The organism is Xanthomonas translucens pv. cerealis, assembly GCF_006838285.1.
In the GTDB taxonomy this organism is placed as follows: Bacteria; Pseudomonadota; Gammaproteobacteria; order Xanthomonadales; family Xanthomonadaceae; genus Xanthomonas_A; species Xanthomonas_A cerealis.
Map to the genome: position 1 here is coordinate 2,496,528 of NZ_CP038228.1, position 16,423 is coordinate 2,512,950.

15 protein-coding genes are annotated in these 16,423 nt (G+C 69.3%); 7 read left to right on the forward strand and 8 right to left on the reverse strand.

What is annotated here, in order from left to right; translation table 11 throughout:
• Window positions 1-87 precede the first annotated feature (87 nt).
• The 3 genes from E4A48_RS10890 (at window position 88) to E4A48_RS10900 (ending at window position 4,648) form a co-directional block, all read left to right on the forward strand.
• Window positions 88-828 (forward strand): SIMPL domain-containing protein, encoded by a 741-nt coding sequence (locus E4A48_RS10890; protein WP_039006927.1) that lies wholly within the window; start codon window positions 88-90, stop codon window positions 826-828.
• A gap of 241 nt (window positions 829-1,069) precedes the next feature.
• The gene (locus tag E4A48_RS10895) at window positions 1,070-1,711 is read left to right on the forward strand and encodes an energy transducer TonB (protein WP_039006928.1); all 642 of its coding nucleotides are present in this window, start codon (window positions 1,070-1,072) and stop codon (window positions 1,709-1,711) included.
• Between the two features lie 165 nt (window positions 1,712-1,876).
• Complete coding sequence (locus E4A48_RS10900; RefSeq protein WP_039006929.1) at window positions 1,877-4,648, forward strand: TonB-dependent receptor; 2,772 nt, start codon at window positions 1,877-1,879, stop codon at window positions 4,646-4,648.
• Between the two features lie 172 nt (window positions 4,649-4,820).
• Here the strand turns inward: E4A48_RS10900 and rlmH are convergent, their stop codons facing one another.
• The 8 genes from rlmH to E4A48_RS10940 form a co-directional block, all read right to left on the reverse strand.
• Window positions 4,821-5,291, reverse strand: coding sequence for a 23S rRNA (pseudouridine(1915)-N(3))-methyltransferase RlmH (gene rlmH / locus E4A48_RS10905; RefSeq protein ID WP_003479472.1), 471 nt, complete (start codon window positions 5,289-5,291; stop codon window positions 4,821-4,823).
• Between the two features lie 22 nt (window positions 5,292-5,313).
• Window positions 5,314-6,477 (reverse strand): J domain-containing protein, encoded by a 1,164-nt coding sequence (locus tag E4A48_RS10910; RefSeq protein ID WP_142742404.1) that lies wholly within the window; start codon window positions 6,475-6,477, stop codon window positions 5,314-5,316.
• Window positions 6,470-6,889: a ribosome silencing factor gene (rsfS, locus tag E4A48_RS10915; RefSeq protein WP_039006934.1), complete on the reverse strand. Its 420-nt coding sequence runs from the start codon at window positions 6,887-6,889 to the stop codon at window positions 6,470-6,472. The genes E4A48_RS10910 and rsfS overlap by 8 nt, the downstream gene beginning before the upstream one ends.
• Before the next feature lie 55 nt (window positions 6,890-6,944).
• Window positions 6,945-7,745 (reverse strand): nicotinate-nucleotide adenylyltransferase, encoded by an 801-nt coding sequence (nadD, locus tag E4A48_RS10920; protein WP_142742405.1) that lies wholly within the window; start codon window positions 7,743-7,745, stop codon window positions 6,945-6,947.
• Window positions 7,742-8,776 (reverse strand): DNA polymerase III subunit delta, encoded by a 1,035-nt coding sequence (gene holA, locus E4A48_RS10925; protein WP_142742406.1) that lies wholly within the window; start codon window positions 8,774-8,776, stop codon window positions 7,742-7,744. Before holA ends, nadD begins: the two co-directional genes overlap by 4 nt.
• A gap of 92 nt (window positions 8,777-8,868) precedes the next feature.
• The gene (locus E4A48_RS10930) at window positions 8,869-9,465 is read right to left on the reverse strand and encodes an LPS-assembly lipoprotein LptE (protein ID WP_142742407.1); all 597 of its coding nucleotides are present in this window, start codon (window positions 9,463-9,465) and stop codon (window positions 8,869-8,871) included.
• A gap of 142 nt (window positions 9,466-9,607) precedes the next feature.
• Window positions 9,608-12,250, reverse strand: coding sequence for a leucine--tRNA ligase (gene leuS / locus E4A48_RS10935; RefSeq protein ID WP_039006941.1), 2,643 nt, complete (start codon window positions 12,248-12,250; stop codon window positions 9,608-9,610).
• Window positions 12,251-12,514: 264 nt separating this feature from the next.
• Window positions 12,515-13,138, reverse strand: a complete 624-nt coding sequence (locus E4A48_RS10940) for a DUF998 domain-containing protein (protein ID WP_039006943.1) — start codon at window positions 13,136-13,138, stop codon at window positions 12,515-12,517.
• A 200-nt stretch (window positions 13,139-13,338) separates the two neighbouring features.
• On the opposite strand from E4A48_RS10940, the gene trxA reads away from it, so the two are divergent.
• From trxA to E4A48_RS10960, 4 genes are all read left to right on the forward strand, one after another.
• Window positions 13,339-14,202, forward strand: coding sequence for a thioredoxin (gene trxA / locus E4A48_RS10945; RefSeq protein WP_039006946.1), 864 nt, complete (start codon window positions 13,339-13,341; stop codon window positions 14,200-14,202).
• Between the two features lie 145 nt (window positions 14,203-14,347).
• Window positions 14,348-14,797 carry a DUF4442 domain-containing protein gene (locus E4A48_RS10950; RefSeq protein WP_039006947.1) on the forward strand — a complete coding sequence of 150 codons (450 nt, stop codon included), beginning with the start codon at window positions 14,348-14,350 and terminating at the stop codon, window positions 14,795-14,797.
• Window positions 14,798-14,966: 169 nt separating this feature from the next.
• A complete protein-coding gene (locus E4A48_RS10955) occupies window positions 14,967-15,644 on the forward strand; it encodes a DUF502 domain-containing protein (protein ID WP_003479436.1) in 678 nt (225 codons plus the stop codon).
• Between the two features lie 5 nt (window positions 15,645-15,649).
• Entirely contained in the window at window positions 15,650-16,423 is a 774-nt protein-coding gene (locus E4A48_RS10960) for a queuosine precursor transporter (RefSeq protein ID WP_039006949.1), read from the forward strand.

The window sequence follows — 16,423 nt, forward strand, 5'->3', positions numbered from 1 at the left end:
GCAGGCGCAGTCTCGACCCCGGCCCGTATCACGACGCGTTCATCGTCGCGGCAACACCCTCGCCCCATCCTTCAAGGAAAACATCCGATGCGCCCACTCTCCGTCCGTCCGCTGCTGCTGGCCCTGACCCTCGCCCTAGGAGGCACGATGACCGCCCATGCCCAATCCGCCACGCCGGCCTACGCCGTGCCGGCCGACGGCACCTTGCTCAACATCGCCGCCCAGGCCGAGGCCAAGCATGCCCCGGACGTGGCCACGCTGTCGGCCGGCGTGGTCACACAGGCCAGCGACAGCGCCGTGGCGATGCGCCAGAACGCCGAGCAGATGACCAAGGTCCTGGCCGCGGTACGCGCCGCCGGCATCGCCGACAAGGACGTGCAGACCAGCGGCATCAATCTCAGCCCGCAGTACAAGTACGTCGACAACCAGGCGCCGCGGGTCATCGGCTACCAGGCCAGCAACTCGGTCAACCTGAAAGTGCGCGACATCGCCAAGCTCGGCAAGGTGCTGGACGCGCTGGCGGCCCAGGGCGCCAACCAGATCAACGGCCCCAGCTTCGAGATCGACAATCCGGAACCGCTGTACGACCAGGCCCGGGTCGATGCGCTGAAGAAGGCGCAGTCCCGCGCACAGACCTACGCCAAGTCGCTGGGCCTGCGCGTGCGCCGCATCGTCAGCATCTCCGAAGGCAGCAGCGGCGGCGTAGCACGCCCGATGCCGATGATGCGCGCGATGGCGATGAAGGCGGAGATGGACAGCACCCCGGTGGCGACCGGCGAGAGCAGCGTGTCGGTCAATCTGGACGTGGTGTTCGAACTGGGCAAGTAACACCCCGCCCTTGCACCGATTCCGACGACGGCGCCTGCGGGCGCCGTCGTCGTTCCTGCGCCGCACAATCTCCGCGCGCGAACCAGTGGCAGCGTGCGTCCTGTGCCCCGACCTGCCATGGCCAGGGCAACCGGTGCAATGTCGGACGCGCGGGCGGGTGCCGCATCGCCCCCGTCCGCCGCGCTGGCGCATTTGGTCGTACCGCAAGTGCACAAGACGCTCTTCATCATGGAGGTGGATCATGGTTCGCACGCGACTCCCCGCGTCCTCGTTCGGTATCGACCTGCCGAGGATCCTGGCGCTCAGCGCCGCGAACGGCCTGCACCTGTTGGCCATGCTGCTGTTGCTGATCCCGCTCTCGCACGTGGCGCCGCCGCAGGCGCCGGCCAAGGCGCAACCCGTCTGGCAGCAACCGATCGTGGTCCCGATCACGCCACCGCCGCCGCAAGCCACGGTGCAGCCGAAAAAGCGGACCATGACCCAACCGCGGGTGCCGACCGCCGCGCCGGTGCCGATCCCGGTGCAGGCAACGTTGGCCGACGCCAATCCGGCTGCGGTTGCCGCCGGGCCGAGCGTGCCGCCCACTCCGGTCAGCGCGCCGGTCGCCGGCATGCAGTTGCAGTATCTGCGTGCGCCAGCCCCGCCCTACCCGCGCGATGCGCTGCGCGACGGCCTGCAGGGCAGCGTGTTGCTGCGCGCGCTGGTCGGCGTCGACGGACAGCCGCTGGAGGTCAGTATCGCCAGGAGCAGCGGCCACCGGATCCTCGATCAGGCCGCGCGCGAGCAGGTACTGAAGCGCTGGAAGTTCCATGCTGCATTGCGGCAAGGGATGCCGGTTCAGGCGTATGGGCTGGTACCGGTGGACTTTTCGCTAGGCCGTTGAATGCGGGTGCGGCCCCGGTGCAGGAGCGCGCACCGGGGCCACTTTAATCAAAAATTCACAATTCATTCACGTTAAATACACCTAGATAGCATCAGCCGACCATTTGTGTCGGCACTTGGCAAAAATTAGACATCAAAACTTGCGCTTCCAGTTAGGAGAGAGACTGTGAACAACCCGAATCAACGGCGTGCAACCCGCCGCCATATCCTTTGCGCGTCGGTCGTTGCCGTCCTCGCCACGAGTGCCGCCGTCCCCGCCGCGTTCGCGCAGGAGGCGGCGACCACCCTCGACCGCATCACCGTCACCGGTTCCAACATCCCCCGCACCAACACCGAGACCCCGTCCCCGGTCCAGGTGGTCACCCGCCAGGAAATCGACCGTACCGGCAAGAGCACGGTGGCCGAATACCTGCAGACCCTGACCTCCGACGGCGCCGGCTCGATTCCCAAGAGCTTCGGCAACGGCTTCGCCGGCGGCGGCGCGGGCATCTCGCTGCGCGGCCTGGGCGCCGGCTCCACCCTGGTGCTGTTGAACGGCCGGCGCATGGCCACCTATGGCCTGGCCGACGACGGCCAGAAGGTGTTCACCGACCTGAGCACCATCCCGCTGGACGCGGTCGAGCGGATCGACATCCTGAAGGACGGCGCCTCGGCGATCTACGGCTCCGACGCCATCGCCGGCGTAGTCAACATCATCCTGCGCAACGACTTCGAAGGCGCGATCCTGCGCGGCTCCTACGGCATGTCCGGCGACAGCGACGGCGACGCACGCAAGGCGACCCTGACCGCCGGCACCGGCAACCTCGCCAACGACGGCTGGAACGCATTCTTCAGCCTGGACGTGGGCAAGTCCGACGCGATCAAGATCAGCGACCGCAAGGACCGCAAGTGGATCGGCACCGGCGACATCCGCCGCTACGGCTACGACGCCACCGACGCGCAGTTCCTCGGTGGCGCCTACCTCAGCGGCGGCACCACCGGCGGCGTCGGCCCGAACGGCTCGGTGTTCAACAACGCCGCCACGCCGCAGCTGGTCGCCCTGCCCGGTTGCGCCGGCCTGACCACCATCCCCGGCCAGACGGATGCCACCGCGCAGGCCCAGGGTTGCCTGTGGGATCCGGCGCAGCAGTACCGCGACCTGAGCCCGGAAGAGAAGTACGTCAACGTGTTCGGCCGTGCCAGCTTCGCCTTCGGCGAGGGCGGCGAGATCTACACCGAGATCGGCTACTCGAAGAAGGAAACCGTGTTCTCCAACACCCCGTCTGGCGTGTCCGGCGGCTGGGGCTATCCCGGCGGCCCGGTCAACGCCAGCAGCGGCGCCGGCGCCACCACGCTCTATGCCGGCCATCCCGACAATCCACTGCCCTACGCCGCGCGCGTGCGCTACAGCGCCTGGGACGTGGGCCCGCGCGTGACCGACACCACCAACGCGTTCAACCGCTTCCTGGTCGGGGTCAAAGGCAACTGGGGCGAGTGGAGCTACGACACCGCTTACCTGCATTCGGGTACCGACCTGGTCAACAAGCGCACCGGCTTCCTGCGCAACAGCGCGGTGCAGTGCGTACTCGGCAACCCGGCCTGCGCGGCCGGCACCTGGCGCATCGGCGACAACGCCGGGCTGAACTCGCAGGCGTTGTACGACTACATCTCGCCGGCCATCAGCGCGACCGCCAAGTCCAGCCTGGACATGTTCGACTTCAAGGTCTCGCGCAGCCTGGCCGACCTGCAGGGCGGCCCGCTGGGCCTGGCGCTGGGTACCGAATGGCGCAAGACCAGCAACAGCCTGACCCCGCAGACCTTCACCGACATCGGCGACATCATCGGCCTGGGCTACTCGGCCTACGACGGCACCCAGAACGTCTATGCCGCCTACGCCGAGCTGTCGGCGCCGGTGCTGGAGCAGCTGGAACTGTCGGCGGCAGTGCGTTACGACAAGTACGAGAGCGGCGACGGCAAGGCCACGCCGAAGCTCGGCGTGAAGTGGACCCCGGCCGACTGGATCGCCCTGCGCGCCACCTACGCCGAAGGCTTCCGCGCGCCGAACCCGGCCGAGAACGGCGACGGCGGCCTGGCCGCATTCTCCAACGCATCCGATCCGGTGCGCTGCGCGATCGACCAGGCCAACGAATGCACCGCGCGCTCGGTGGCGCTCATCACCCGTCCGAATCCGGCGCTGAAGCCGGAAGAGTCAAAGAGCTATTCATTGGGCTTCGTGCTGCAGCCAACCGCCAGCACTTCGCTGACCGTGGACGCATGGGAAATCAAGCGGACCAACGAGATCGCCCAAAGCGACACCAGAGACGCGATCCTTGCCGGCAATGTCCTGCGCGACAGCAACGACATCGGCGGCGTGGCCAACAGCGGCAGCATCCTGGCGGTCAACACCGACTACGTGAACGCCAACTCCTCGCGCGTGCGCGGCATCGATACCGACATCCGCCAGACCTTCGCCATCGGTCCGGGCCAGCTGGAGCTGGATGCGCAGTGGAGCCACTTGCTCAAGTTCGAGCGCACTGGAGCTAGCGGCACGGTCGATTACCTCGGCACCCACGGCAACTGCGATGTGACCAACTGCATCGGCACCCCGCAGGACCGCATCAACGTCGGCACCACCTGGAAGCAGGGCAACTGGAGCGTCAGCGGCGTGGTCAACTACATCGACAGCATCGAGAACAAGGACAGCCGCGGCGGCAGCTACCTGGCGTTCTACGAGGACGGCAGCCCGGTCGAGAAGATCGCCTCGTTCACCACCTTCGACCTGTCCGGCCGCTGGAACGTCACCGAGGCGTTCGAACTCAACGCCTCGGTGCAGAACGTGTTCGACAGGATCGCGCCGCTCGATCCGTCCACCTATGGCGGCATCAACTACAACCCGCTGCACTTCAGCGGCGCGGTCGGCCGCTACTTCACGGTGGGCGCAAAGTACACGTTCAACTGATCGAACGCGTTGCGATACACAAAAAAAGCCCGGGCCTGAGCCCGGGCTTTTTTTGTGCGCCGATGCTGCCGAAGCCGCGTTGCGATTTTACTGGCGGCATCGCACCGGCGATGCGGACGACGCACGGCTGGCGGGGCGTGCACGCGCCGGGCGGATCAGGCGAACCTGACGATCACGCGCGATGGTAGGGATGGTTAGCCAGCATCGCCGCGGCGCGGTACAGCTGTTCGGCCACCACCAGCCGCACCAGCATGTGCGGCAGGGTCAGCGGCCCCAGCGACCAGGATTCGCTGGCCACCGCCAGCACCTCCGGAGAATGGCCTTCGGGGCCGCCGATCAGCAGCGCCAGATCGCGGCCCTGCCCGCGCCAGTGTTCCATGCGCTGCGCCAGCTGTTCGGAACTGTACGGCTTGCCGGGCACGTCCAGCGCCACCACCAATGCATTCTTCGGCAGCGCCGCGAGCACGCGGCGGCCTTCGTCCTCGATCGCGCGCTGCGCATCGCGGCCCTTGCCGCGCAAGCCGGGTTCGATCTCGACCAGTTCCAGCGGCAGCCAGTGCGACAGGCGCTTGCGGTATTCGGCGAAGCCCTGCGCGACCCAGGCCGGGGCGCGTTCGCCGGTGGCGATCAGGCGTGCCTTCATCGTTGCGACCGCAGCGCGCGTCTCACCAGCGCTCCGGCACGAACACCATGTCGAACATCCCATCGTCGATCTGCTGTTCGATCAGGCGCGCGCGTTCCAGCTTGATCCATTGCTTGAGCGTTTCCGGCCGACTTGCCGCAGCGCGGTCTTCGGCGCATTGCTGGATCTCGTCCTGCAGCTGGCGCTTGAACTGCGCCAGCAACGCGTCCAGGCGCTGCGGCTGCGGACGACGCTCTTCGTACAGGCCATAACGCCCCATGAAGTCATCGACCACCTGCGCCAGTTCCAGCTCGACCTGCTTCAGTTGCGTGGCGAACAGGCTGTTGTAATCGCGAATCCGTTCCTCGGCCATCGCCGCGATTGCGGCCTGATCCAGTTGGCCGATCTCCAGTTGCAATTCCAGCAGGGTCAGCAGGTCGTCGTCGCGATAGGCCTGATTGAGCCGCTGCATCAACGCGGTCTTGCGTTCGCGCTGCTGCGGATCGGGCTCGCGGTCCGGATGCAGGGCCGCGACCAGGGTGCGGTACAGCGCGCGGCGGGCCTGTTGCGGATCGGCGACGCGCTCGGCTGTCTTACCGGCACCTGCGCGGCGCCGCTTCGCGCGCTGCTGCGCGCGCCCGGCCGCGTGCGCGTGCTGCGCCTGCAGGCGCTCGTGCACCTGCGCATACAGCGCCTCGGGCGACTGGACATGGCGCAACTCCTCCTCGGTCAGGCCGAACTCCTCGCCGATCACCGACTTCAGCAGCGCCTCGGACTCGGCCAGTCCCTGGTCGAAACCGACCGGGCTGTGGCGGTCGTAGATGCGCTTCAGCTCGCCGCCGCCGCCGTCCCGGAGCAGCAGCGCGGCCAGTTCGCAAATCGCCCCGGACAGATCGGCGCGATCGCGCTTACTCAGCTTGTAGGCGGCATGCGCCGCATCCAGTTCCAGCAGCAGTTGCGCCTGCGCCGCATCGCGCGACTGCAGCAACGGCTCGACCTGTTCGTGGAAACGCTGTTCCCAGCGCGGCAACGCCTCGTACCAGGCGCGCAATTGCATGCGTGTACGCTCGAGGCGTTCGATCAGCGCGCCGAAGCGCTTGCGCGCGGGGGTGGCGCGCGACTGCGCGACCTCGCCGACAGCGACGCGCGTGCGTACCGGCGGCGCGTCGCCGCCGGCGCCGTGCGCGTCGTCGCGCCGCTTAGGCATCGCGTGCCGGTTCGTCGCCGTCGTCGTCGCTCGGCGGCTGGTCGCCGACTGTCCACAAGCGCTCCAACGCATAGAACTCGCGCACCCGCGGCAGCATCACGTGCACCACCACGTCGCCGAGATCAACCAGCACCCACTCGGCCTCGCGCTCGCCTTCCACGCCCAGCGGCATCACGTCCAGCTTCTTGGCGTGCTTGATCACTTCGTCGGCGATCGACTTGACGTGGCGGGTGGAGGTGCCGGAGACGACGATCATGTAATCGGTGACGCTGGACTTGCCGCGCACGTCGATTTCCACCGCGTCCTTGGCCTTGAGCTCGTCGAGCGCGTTGCGGACGTGGGCGAGCAGGACCGGCAACGACGGCGGCGGGCTGGGCAGTTGGGTCTTGATGACGTGGGCTTGAGTGGACAAAGGTGCGAACTCGATGGAATGGGCGAATTATAGGGAACTACGCGAAGACACGTATTCAGCTAGCCGGCGCGGAGGCCGCAGGGGCCGCCGCATACAGTCCGGCGGCACGGATGTAGTCCGCGACCGCGGCCGGCACCAGCCCGGCCCAGTCGCCGCCGGCGGCGATGCGCGCGCGCACCTGGCTGGCCGATTCGCTGCGCAACGGTTGCCGCAGGCACCACAACAGGCCGCCCGGCGCGCCCGCCAGCGCCTGCGGCGAGGCGGCCCAGCGCCCGGCCAGCGCCTGCGCCAACTCGGCCGGCAAGGCGCGCTCCCAGCCGCTGTCGGCACGGTCGGCGACGACCAGATGCACCGCGTCGAGCAGGCCGCGCCAGTCGCGCCAGGTGTTGAAGCCGACCAAGCTGTCGGCGCCGATCAGCAGCGCCAACGATGTGGCGGGGCCGAGCTCGGCGCGCAGTTCGCGCACCGTATCGATGCTGTACGAGGCCACGCCCGGCTGCGCCAGCGCGCGCTGCAACTCGTGCCGGTCCAGCAGCAACCCGGCCTCGCCGGCGATCGCCAGCGCCAGCATCTCGCAGCGCTGCCGCGCATCGGCCCCGGGCGCCTGGCGATGCGGCGGATCGGCCGCCGGCATCAGCCGCACCGGCACCGCGAACGCATCGCGCGCGGCCCGCGCGATCGCCAGATGGCCGTTGTGGATGGGGTCGAAGGTGCCGCCGTAGATCAAGTGGAGCGTTCGGGACCGGGGACCGGGGACCGGGGACCCGGAAAAGCGGAAATCCAGCGAGGGCACGCGCTCTGGATTTTGCTGTTCCCGGGTCCCTGGTCCCCGGCCCCCGGTCCCGCCCCTGCTCATACCACCAACAACCGTACCGCCCGCGCCTCGGCGATGGACAGCAGCAGGCGCTCCAGCGCGATCCAGGCGTCGCCGTCGGCGCGGCCCTTGGCGATGCGGTCGATGCGTCCGGCTTCGGCGGCGAAGCGCTCCCAGCGGCGCGGTTCGGCATGCCGCTGCAGCGCACGCTTGAACGGCGCCTGGCGCGATTCCCAGATGCCCTGCCCCTTCATCTCCGCGGCCAGGTTGCCGCCGGCCGCCTGCACCTTGGCCAACGCCGCGGTACGCAACAGTTCCTTGATCAGAATCGGCAGCAAGCCTGCCACCGCTTCGCCCTCGGCGCGCAGCCCGGCGAGCATGCGCCCGACTGCCGACGCCTGCCCGGCCAGGGTGGCTTCGGCCAGGCGGAACACGTCGTAGCGCGCGGCGTCGGCGACCAGCGACTCCATCGCCGCCACGTCCAGGCTGTTGCCATCGGCCAGCAGCGCCAGCTTGTCGATCTCCTGCGCGGCGGCCAGCAGATTGCCTTCGACCCGCTCGGCCAGGCGCTGCACCGCGCCGGCATCGGCACGCAGGCCCTTGCTGCGCAGGCGGCGCTCGATCCAGTCGCCCAGTTCGTGCGGCTTGATCGCCCAGGCCACCGCGATCACCCCGAGCCGGCCGACCGCGTCGGCCCACTTGCCCTGGTGCGCCTTGCTCCATTCGTTGCAGGTGATCAGCAGCACCACGTCCGGCGGCGGATCGGCGCAGAACGCGCTGATGACCTCGGCGCCTTCCTTGCCGGGCTTGCCGCTGGGCAGGCGCAGTTCGATCAACCGGCGCGGGCTGAACAGGCTCGGCGCGTTGAAGCTGGAATACAGCTGGCTCCAGTCGAACTCGCGGCCGTCGGCGTCGAACACCTCGCGCTCGCCGATGCCTTCGGCGCGCGCACGCGCGCGCACCGCGTCGGCGGCCTCGAGCACGCGCAGGGTTTCCGGGCCGGCGATCAGATAGACCGGATGCAGCGGCTGCGCGGCCGGCTGGGTGACGAGCTGTTCGGGACGCAATTCCATGGCGGCAACCTAGGGCCTGTCGCTGTGCGCCGCCAGCGGATCGCCCACTACGGGCGAGCGGTGGGCGGCGGGCGGTGGCCAGCGGATCAAGGCTACGGCGTGGTCGCCGGCGGCGTGCCGGGGTCCGGCGTGCCTTCGACCGGCGTGCCGGTGGCGGCGGGCGGCGCCTGGTTGACGTTCTTGCCGTCGCGCACTTCGGCGCGCACCACGCTGTCGATCCGGCGCAGCATCGAGGCCGACATCTCGCGGCGCAGCTCGTCGGCGAGGATCTCGCGCTCGGTGGTGGTACCGGTGGCGTCGGTCGGCGGCGACACGTAGTCGCGCGACAGCTCGATCACCTGCTGCGGCACCAGCACGCTGCCGTCGGCGCGGCGGAACACGAAGATCGCCGCGTAGCGCAGGCTGTATTCCTGAGCGCGGCCCTCGGCGTCGAGCGCGATCGGCAGGTCGCCCCAGCGCTCGGACAGCACTTCCAGACGCGCCACGCCGGTGTTGACGTCCTTCGGCGCGATCTCCGCGCCGGCGGCGCGCAGGCCGCGCTCGAGCAGCTTCACCAGCTCGCTGTACGGCGCCGAGGAGACCACCTTCACCGAGGGCGTGCCGGCCGGCAAGGTCAACTTGTCGCGCAGGTGGAAGCCGCAGGCGGTCAGGGACGTCGCGAGGACGAGGGCGAGCAGGAGTCGGGTCATGGACACAGTCTGGGGGAGCCGGCTGGGCGCGGCAACAGGCGGCTAGCCTGCCCGATGCCGCGTGAACGAGGGTTGAGACATACCGAAGCGCGCGCCGCCGGCGATCGCGGCGGCGTGTGGCATGCGCCTGCGGCGGCGCGGTTCATGCCGCCACCAGGTTCACGATCTTGCCCGGCACGATGATGATCTTGCGGATGCTCAGGCCTTCCAGGAACTTGGCGGTGTTCGGCTCGGCCTGGGCCAGCGCCTCGATCTGCTCGCGCGGGGCGTCGGCGGCGACCTCGATGGTGCCGCGCAGCTTGCCGTTGACCTGCACCGCCAGGGTCAGCGCGTCGCGCACCAGCGCGGCCGGGTCCGGCTGCGGGAACGGCAGGTCTTCCAGCAGGGTCGGCGCATGCCCCAGCGCCTGCCACAGCGCATGGCTGGCGTGCGGGGTGATCGGGTTGAGCAACAGCACCGCCGCTTCCAGCGCTTCCTGGCGCACCGCGCGGCCCTGGTCGCCGGCGTCGTCGAACTTGGCCAGCGCATTGGTCAGCTCCATCACCGCAGCGATGGCGGTGTTGAAGCTGTGGCGGCGGCCGTAGTCGTCGGCGACCTTGCCGATGGTCTCGTGGGTCTTGCGCCGCAACGCCTTGTGCTCGGCGCCCAGCGCGGCCGCCTCCAGCGCCGGGGCGGCACCGTCGGCGACATGCTTATGCACCTGCGCCCACAGCCGGCGCAGGAACCGCGCCATGCCGTCCACGCCGGCCTCGTTCCACTCCAGCGACTGCTCCGGCGGCGCGGCGAACATCGAAAACAGGCGCACCGTGTCGGCGCCGTACTTGCCGACCATCGCCTGCGGGTCCACGCCGTTGTTCTTGGACTTGGACATCTTCTCGGTGCCGCCGATCTGCACCGGCGCGCCATCGGCGATCAGGCTGGCGCCGACGATGCGGCCGCGCTCATCGCGCTGCACGTCCACGTCGGCCGGGTTGATCCAGTCCTTGGAGCCGTCGCCGTTGTCGCGGTAGTAGGTCTCGGCGATCACCATGCCCTGGGTCAGCAGGTTGGTCGCCGGCTCGTCGCTGTCCACCAGGCGCGCGTCGCGCAGCAGCTTGTGGAAGAAGCGGAAGTACATCAGGTGCAGGATCGCGTGCTCGATGCCGCCGATGTACTGGTCCACCGGCAGCCAGTAGTTGCCGCGCTTGTCGACCATGTCCTTGGCGCCGGGCGAGGTGTAGCGCGCGTAGTACCAGCTCGACTCCATGAAGGTGTCGAAGGTGTCGGTCTCGCGCTCGGCCGCCGCGCCGCATTGCGGGCAGGTGGTCTTGCGCCATTCCGGATCGGTCTTCAGCGGCGAGCCGGTGCCGCTCAGCGCCACGTTCTCCGGCAGCAGCACCGGCAGCTGGTCTTCCGGCACCGGCACTGCGCCGCAGCTGGCGCAGTAGATCACCGGGATCGGGCAGCCCCAGTAGCGCTGGCGGCTGACGCCCCAGTCGCGCAGGCGGTAGTTGATGCGGCGCTGGCCCTGGCCCTTGCGCTCGAAGCGCTCGGCCAATGCCTCGAACGCGCCGTGGTAGTCCAGGCCGTCGAACTCGGCCGAGTTGACCAGTTCGAACTCGCGGGTCTTGTCGGTGTACCAGTCGCGCCAGACGCTCGATTCCCAGGTGCGCTCCTCGTCGTTCTTTGGCGCCTTCAGCGCGATCACCTGGCGGATCGGCAGCGCGTACTTGTTGGCGAACTCGAAATCGCGCTGATCGTGGCCGGGTACCGCCATCACCGCGCCGGTGCCGTAGCCCATCAGCACGAAATTGGCGACCCACACCGGGACCTGCTCGCCGCTGATCGGATGCACCGCCACCAGGCCGGTGTCCATGCCGCGCTTTTCCTGGGTCTCCAGTTCCGCCTCGGACACGCCGCCCTGCTTCAGCTCGGCCAGCAAGGCGGCCAGCTGCGGGTTGGACCTGGCCGCGTGCAGCGCCAGCGGATGCTCGCTGGCGATGGAGACGAAGGTCACCCCCATCAACGTGTCCGGGCGGGTGGTGAACACGCGCAGCGGATCCAGCGCCGCGCCGGCGGCGTCGCGCACCTCGAACTGGATCTCCAAGCCTTCGGAACGGCCGATCCAGTTGCGCTGCATGGTCTTGACCGACTCCGGCCAGCCCGGCAGCTGGTCCAGCCCGTCGAGCAGTTCCTGCGCGTAATCGGTGATGCGCAGGAACCACTGCGGGATCTCGCGCTTCTCCACCAGCGCGCCGGAGCGCCAGCCGCGGCCGTCGATGACCTGCTCGTTGGCCAGCACGGTCTGGTCGACCGGATCCCAGTTCACCACCGCATTGCGGCGATAGGCCAGGCCCTTGCGCATCAGCCGGGTGAACATGCGCTGCTCGTGCACGTAGTACTCGGGGCGGCAGGTGGCGAATTCGCGCGACCAGTCGATCGCATAGCCCAGCGACTTGAGCTGGCTGCGCATGTGTTCGATGTTGGCGTAGGTCCACTTCGCCGGCGCGGTCTTATTCTTGATCGCGGCGTTCTCGGCCGGCAGGCCGAACGCGTCCCAGCCCATCGGCTGCAGCACGTTCTTGCCGTTCATGCGCTGGTAGCGGCTGATCACGTCACCGATCGTGTAGTTGCGCACGTGGCCCATGTGCAGCGCACCGGACGGGTACGGCAGCATCGACAGGCAGTAGAACTTGGGCTTGTCGGAGGTCTCGTTGACCTCGAAGGCGCGGGTGGCGTCCCAGAACTGCTGGGCGGACGATTCGACCTGCTGCGGGTCGTAGGCGGTGGGCTCGACGGCGGACATGGAAACGGGCAAGGGCCAGGCGGCAACAAAGCAGGCAAGGGTACCGCAGCGCAGCAGGCGGCTCCAATCGCGGCGACGAGCGGTGCCGGCGCCGCTCGCCTGCGCCCGGCCCGGGGCGCCGTGCGCGCCGCGCTGTCAGTGCGGCGAATACCGGAAAAACAGTGCTCGCCGCGTTGCAAGGCGCGGCGGACGGGCCGCGCACCGGCCGCGCGCCAGGCCGGTTCGATGCGCTCCGGGGCCGGCGCCGATTGCGCGGCGGCCGTCTCAGCCGCGCCGCGGCAGCGCCTGCGGCCCGGGCCAACAGGCCAGCAGCGCCAGCCAGGCCCACCACAGCGCGAACACCAGCCGCTGCGCCACCGCCGCCGACAGCAGCGCGTCAAGCGCGAACGCGCCGAGCGCGGCCAATAGCGCCAGCGCCAGCGCGGCTCGCGCCCAGCCGCGCGCGCCGGGCTGGCGCCAGGCGCCGACGCCCAGCAGGCTTGCCGCCGCTACCAGCGCCACCACCCACAGCAGCCAGGCGCTGGCGTGCAACTGGGTGGCGCGCGATTCCAGGTCGCCCGGGTCCAGCGGCAGCAGGCCCATGCCGGCGAAGGCCAGCCCGGCCAGCAACAGCAACTGGCCGCCGACGCGCAGCGACCAGGGCGCAGTACGGCCGCTGCGCTGCAACAGGCGCAGCGCCAGCGCCACTGCCAGCGCCCCGGGCAGCACGAAGGCCAGCAGGTCGAACGCCCAAGCGTAAGGGATGCCGCTGGCACCGAGCAGCGCCACCGGATGCGACCACGGCAGATAGCCCGGCAGGGCCAGTCCGAAACCCACCACCGCGGCCACCGCAGCCAGCGCCAGCAGCGGCCCCGCATAGCGCAGCGCCTGATCGTATCGGTTCGCCATCGTCTCTCCCGGCCCCTGTATCGCCACGCCACCGCGGCGCACCAAACGTCCATTGTCGCCGTTGCCGCCGCGGCTGGCACGCTCCGCACCCGGCACGCCGCGGAGGCCACGCGGCGCCGGCGTCGGCCTGTGCACCCTTGCGTCGCTGCCGGTCTGCCACCATAGAACTGACTCTTCTTCGCCAGCCACGATGCCCCCCCATGTCCGACATGCCCCACGTTTTCGACGCCAAGACCGAGACCTTCGAAGCCGAGGTACTGCAGAAATCGTTGCAGACCCCCGTGCTGGTGGACTTCTGGGCGCCCTGGTGCGGCCCGTGCAAGACCCTGAGCCCGATCCTGGAGAAGCTGGCCGCCGAATACCACGGCGCGTTCGAACTGGCCAAGGTCGATGTGGACCAGGAGCAGCAGATCGCCGCCGCGTTCCAGATCCGCTCGGTGCCGACCGTGTTCCTGGTCAAGGACGGGCAACTGGTGGACGGCTTCCCCGGCGCCATGCCCGAAGGCCAGCTGCGCGAATTCCTGACCCAGCACGGCATCGCGCCGCTGCCGGCGCCGGCCGAGGTGCAGGAGGACGCGCCCGCCGCGCCGCGGGATCCGCACGCCGAGGTGCTGCACCTGCGCGAGGCGGTGGCCGCCGAGCCGGACAAGGACGAACTGAAGCTGGACCTGGCGCTGGCGCTGGTGAAGACCGGCGCCGCCGCCGAGGCGGAGACGCTGATCGACGCGCTGCCGGCCAACCTGGCCACCGACGAGCGCGCGGTGCGCGCGCGGGCGCGGCTGGGCTTCGTCGGCGCGCTGCAGTCGGCGCCGCCGCTGGAGACGCTGCAGGCCACGCTCGCGCAGGACCCGGCCGACCTCAAGGCGCGCTACCTGCTGGGCGTGCGCCAGCTGATCGCCGGCGACGACGAGGCGGCGCTGGAGCAGTTCCTGGAGATGCTGCGCCAGGACCGCAGCTTCGAGGATGGCCTGCCCAGGAAGTCGCTGATCGACGCGTTCCGGGTGATCGAGGACGAGGATCTGGTCGGCCGCTACCGGCGCAAGATGTCGGCGCTGTTGTTCTGAGGCGCGCGCGGAAGGCGCCGGCCGTGCCTGCGCCAGGGCGGGCGGCCGCTGCTGGCGTTGCAGGCAGCGCAACGCAGCGCCCGGCACTCTCCATACCAATGCGAATGGTAAGCTCACCCTCCCCTGGCGCTGCTCACCATCCGCAATGAAAGCCTCCCTGTTCCGTCTGGGCCTGAACCTGTGGCCGCCGTTCCTGTTCGCCGGCATCCATTTGGTGGAGCTGAGCCCGGACTACCGCTACGCGCGGGTCGAACTGCGCATGCGGCCGTGGAACCGCAACTACGTCGGCACCCATTTCGGCGGCAGCCTGTTCGCGATGACCGATCCGTTCTGGATGCTGCTGGCGATGCAGAACCTGGGCCGCGGCTACTACGTCTGGGACAAGGCCGGCAGCATCGAGTTCGTGCGCCCCGGGCGCGGCACCGTGAGCGCGCAGTTCCGTCTCGACGATGCGCTGCTGGACGAAATGCGCGCCGCCACCGCCGGCGGCGACAAATACCTGCGCTGGTTCGACAACGAGATCCTCGACGCGCAGGGTGAGGTGGTGGCGCGCACGCGCAAGCAGCTGTACGTCAGGCGCAAGCCGGCGCGGTAATGCTGGCGAAATCGATCGCTGCGGCGCCCGCGACACGACGCCTGGCGCGCTCGAGGCCCGGCCATTTGCCGCTCCTTGCCACACCGCTTGCCCCATCGCATCTGCACGAAGTGCACATTCTTGGCGATCGACCGCAGCGCCAGGCGCAGCGCGCCGCTACACTAGGCGGATGTCGCCAGATACCCCCGCTCCGCACCCCCGCCCGTCCCTGCAACGGCTGTTCTTCACCGGCCTGCTGACCGTGCTGCCGATCTGGTTGACCTGGGTCGTGGTCAAGTTCGTGTTCGTGCTGCTGTCGGGCATCAGCAGCCCGTGGGTGGTGCCGCTGTCGGCGCGCATCGCCGCCTCGTTCCCGCACGAGATGTGGTGGGTCACTGCGCTGTGGGTGCAGAACACCATCGCCCTGGCCGCCACCCTGGGGGTGATCCTGCTGGTCGGCATCCTCAGCCGGCGCGTGATCGGGCAGCGCCTGCTGCGCTGGTTCGAGGCGGTCATGCGCCGCATCCCGCTGGCCAGCGTGGTCTACGACAGCGCGCGCAAGCTGCTGGACATGCTGCAGACCGAGCCCGGCAGCACCCAGCGCGTGGTGCTGATCGACTTCCCGCACCGCGACATGAAGTCGGTGGGCCTGGTCACCCGGGTGATCAAGGAACAGGGCACCGGCCGCGAGCTGGCCGCGGTGTACGTGCCAACCACGCCGAATCCGACCTCCGGCTACCTGGAGATCGTGCCGGTGGAGCTGCTGACCCCCACCGACTGGAGCGTGGACCAGGCGATGAGCTTCATCATCTCCGGCGGCGCGGTGGCGCCGGACAGCGTGCCGTTCACCCGCACCGCGGATCGCTGACGCGCATGCGCAACGGCACGCTCGACGATCGCGCGGTTCGCCTGTTCATCGGCCTGGCGGCGTTTTTCTGCGTCAATGCCGCGCTGGCCGAATTCATCGGGGTCAAGATCTTCGCCCTGGAAGACACCCTCGGCATCGCGCCGCTGAACTGGAACCTGTTCGGCCAGACCGGCTCGATGAACTTCACCGCCGGCACTTTGCTGTGGCCGCTGGTGTTCATCCTCACCGACACCATCAACGAGTTCTTCGGCCGCCGCGGGGTGCGCTTCATCTCCTGGCTGGCGGTAGCGCTGATCGGCTACGGCTTCCTGTTCGCGTTCGCCGCGATCGCGCTGTCGCCGGCCGCGTTCTGGGTCGGCGCGGCGCAAAACCAGGGCGTGCCGGACTACCAGGCCGCGTTCGCGGCGGTGTTCGGCCAGGGCCTGTGGACCATCGCCGGCTCGCTGGTCGCGTTCCTGGCCGGGCAGCTGATCGACGTGGCGGTGTTCCACCGCATCCGCAACGTCACCGGCGAAAAGCACGTCTGGCTGCGCGCCACCGGCTCCACCGCGGTGTCGCAGCTGATCGACAGCTTCGTGGTGATCTACATCGCTTTCGTGCTCGGCCCGCAACACTGGTCGATCCCGCTGTTCCTGGCGGTGAGCACGCTCAACTACATCTGCAAGATGCTGCTGGCGGTGTTGCTGATCCCTCTGCTGTACCTGATGCGGCGGCTGATCACCGACTACCTGAGTCCCGAACGCGCCGAGCAGCTGCGCGAGGAAGCCGCGGCCGACTGA

What these genes read in the sequence shown, in the direction of transcription:
- E4A48_RS10890 (WP_039006927.1), top strand. Translation starts at nt 88, where the DNA reads ATGCGCCCACTCTCCGTCCGTCCGCTGCTGCTGGCCCTGACCCTCGCC.
- E4A48_RS10895 (WP_039006928.1), top strand. Translation starts at nt 1,070, where the DNA reads ATGGTTCGCACGCGACTCCCCGCGTCCTCGTTCGGTATCGACCTGCCG.
- rlmH (WP_003479472.1), bottom strand. Translation starts at nt 5,291, where the DNA reads ATGAAGGCACGCCTGATCGCCACCGGCGAACGCGCCCCGGCCTGGGTC.
- E4A48_RS10910 (WP_142742404.1), bottom strand. Translation starts at nt 6,477, where the DNA reads ATGCCTAAGCGGCGCGACGACGCGCACGGCGCCGGCGGCGACGCGCCG.
- nadD (WP_142742405.1), bottom strand. Translation starts at nt 7,745, where the DNA reads ATGAGCAGGGGCGGGACCGGGGGCCGGGGACCAGGGACCCGGGAACAG.
- holA (WP_142742406.1), bottom strand. Translation starts at nt 8,776, where the DNA reads ATGGAATTGCGTCCCGAACAGCTCGTCACCCAGCCGGCCGCGCAGCCG.
- E4A48_RS10930 (WP_142742407.1), bottom strand. Translation starts at nt 9,465, where the DNA reads ATGACCCGACTCCTGCTCGCCCTCGTCCTCGCGACGTCCCTGACCGCC.
- leuS (WP_039006941.1), bottom strand. Translation starts at nt 12,250, where the DNA reads ATGTCCGCCGTCGAGCCCACCGCCTACGACCCGCAGCAGGTCGAATCG.
- E4A48_RS10940 (WP_039006943.1), bottom strand. Translation starts at nt 13,138, where the DNA reads ATGGCGAACCGATACGATCAGGCGCTGCGCTATGCGGGGCCGCTGCTG.
- trxA (WP_039006946.1), top strand. Translation starts at nt 13,339, where the DNA reads ATGTCCGACATGCCCCACGTTTTCGACGCCAAGACCGAGACCTTCGAA.
- E4A48_RS10950 (WP_039006947.1), top strand. Translation starts at nt 14,348, where the DNA reads ATGAAAGCCTCCCTGTTCCGTCTGGGCCTGAACCTGTGGCCGCCGTTC.
- E4A48_RS10955 (WP_003479436.1), top strand. Translation starts at nt 14,967, where the DNA reads ATGTCGCCAGATACCCCCGCTCCGCACCCCCGCCCGTCCCTGCAACGG.
- E4A48_RS10960 (WP_039006949.1), top strand. Translation starts at nt 15,650, where the DNA reads ATGCGCAACGGCACGCTCGACGATCGCGCGGTTCGCCTGTTCATCGGC.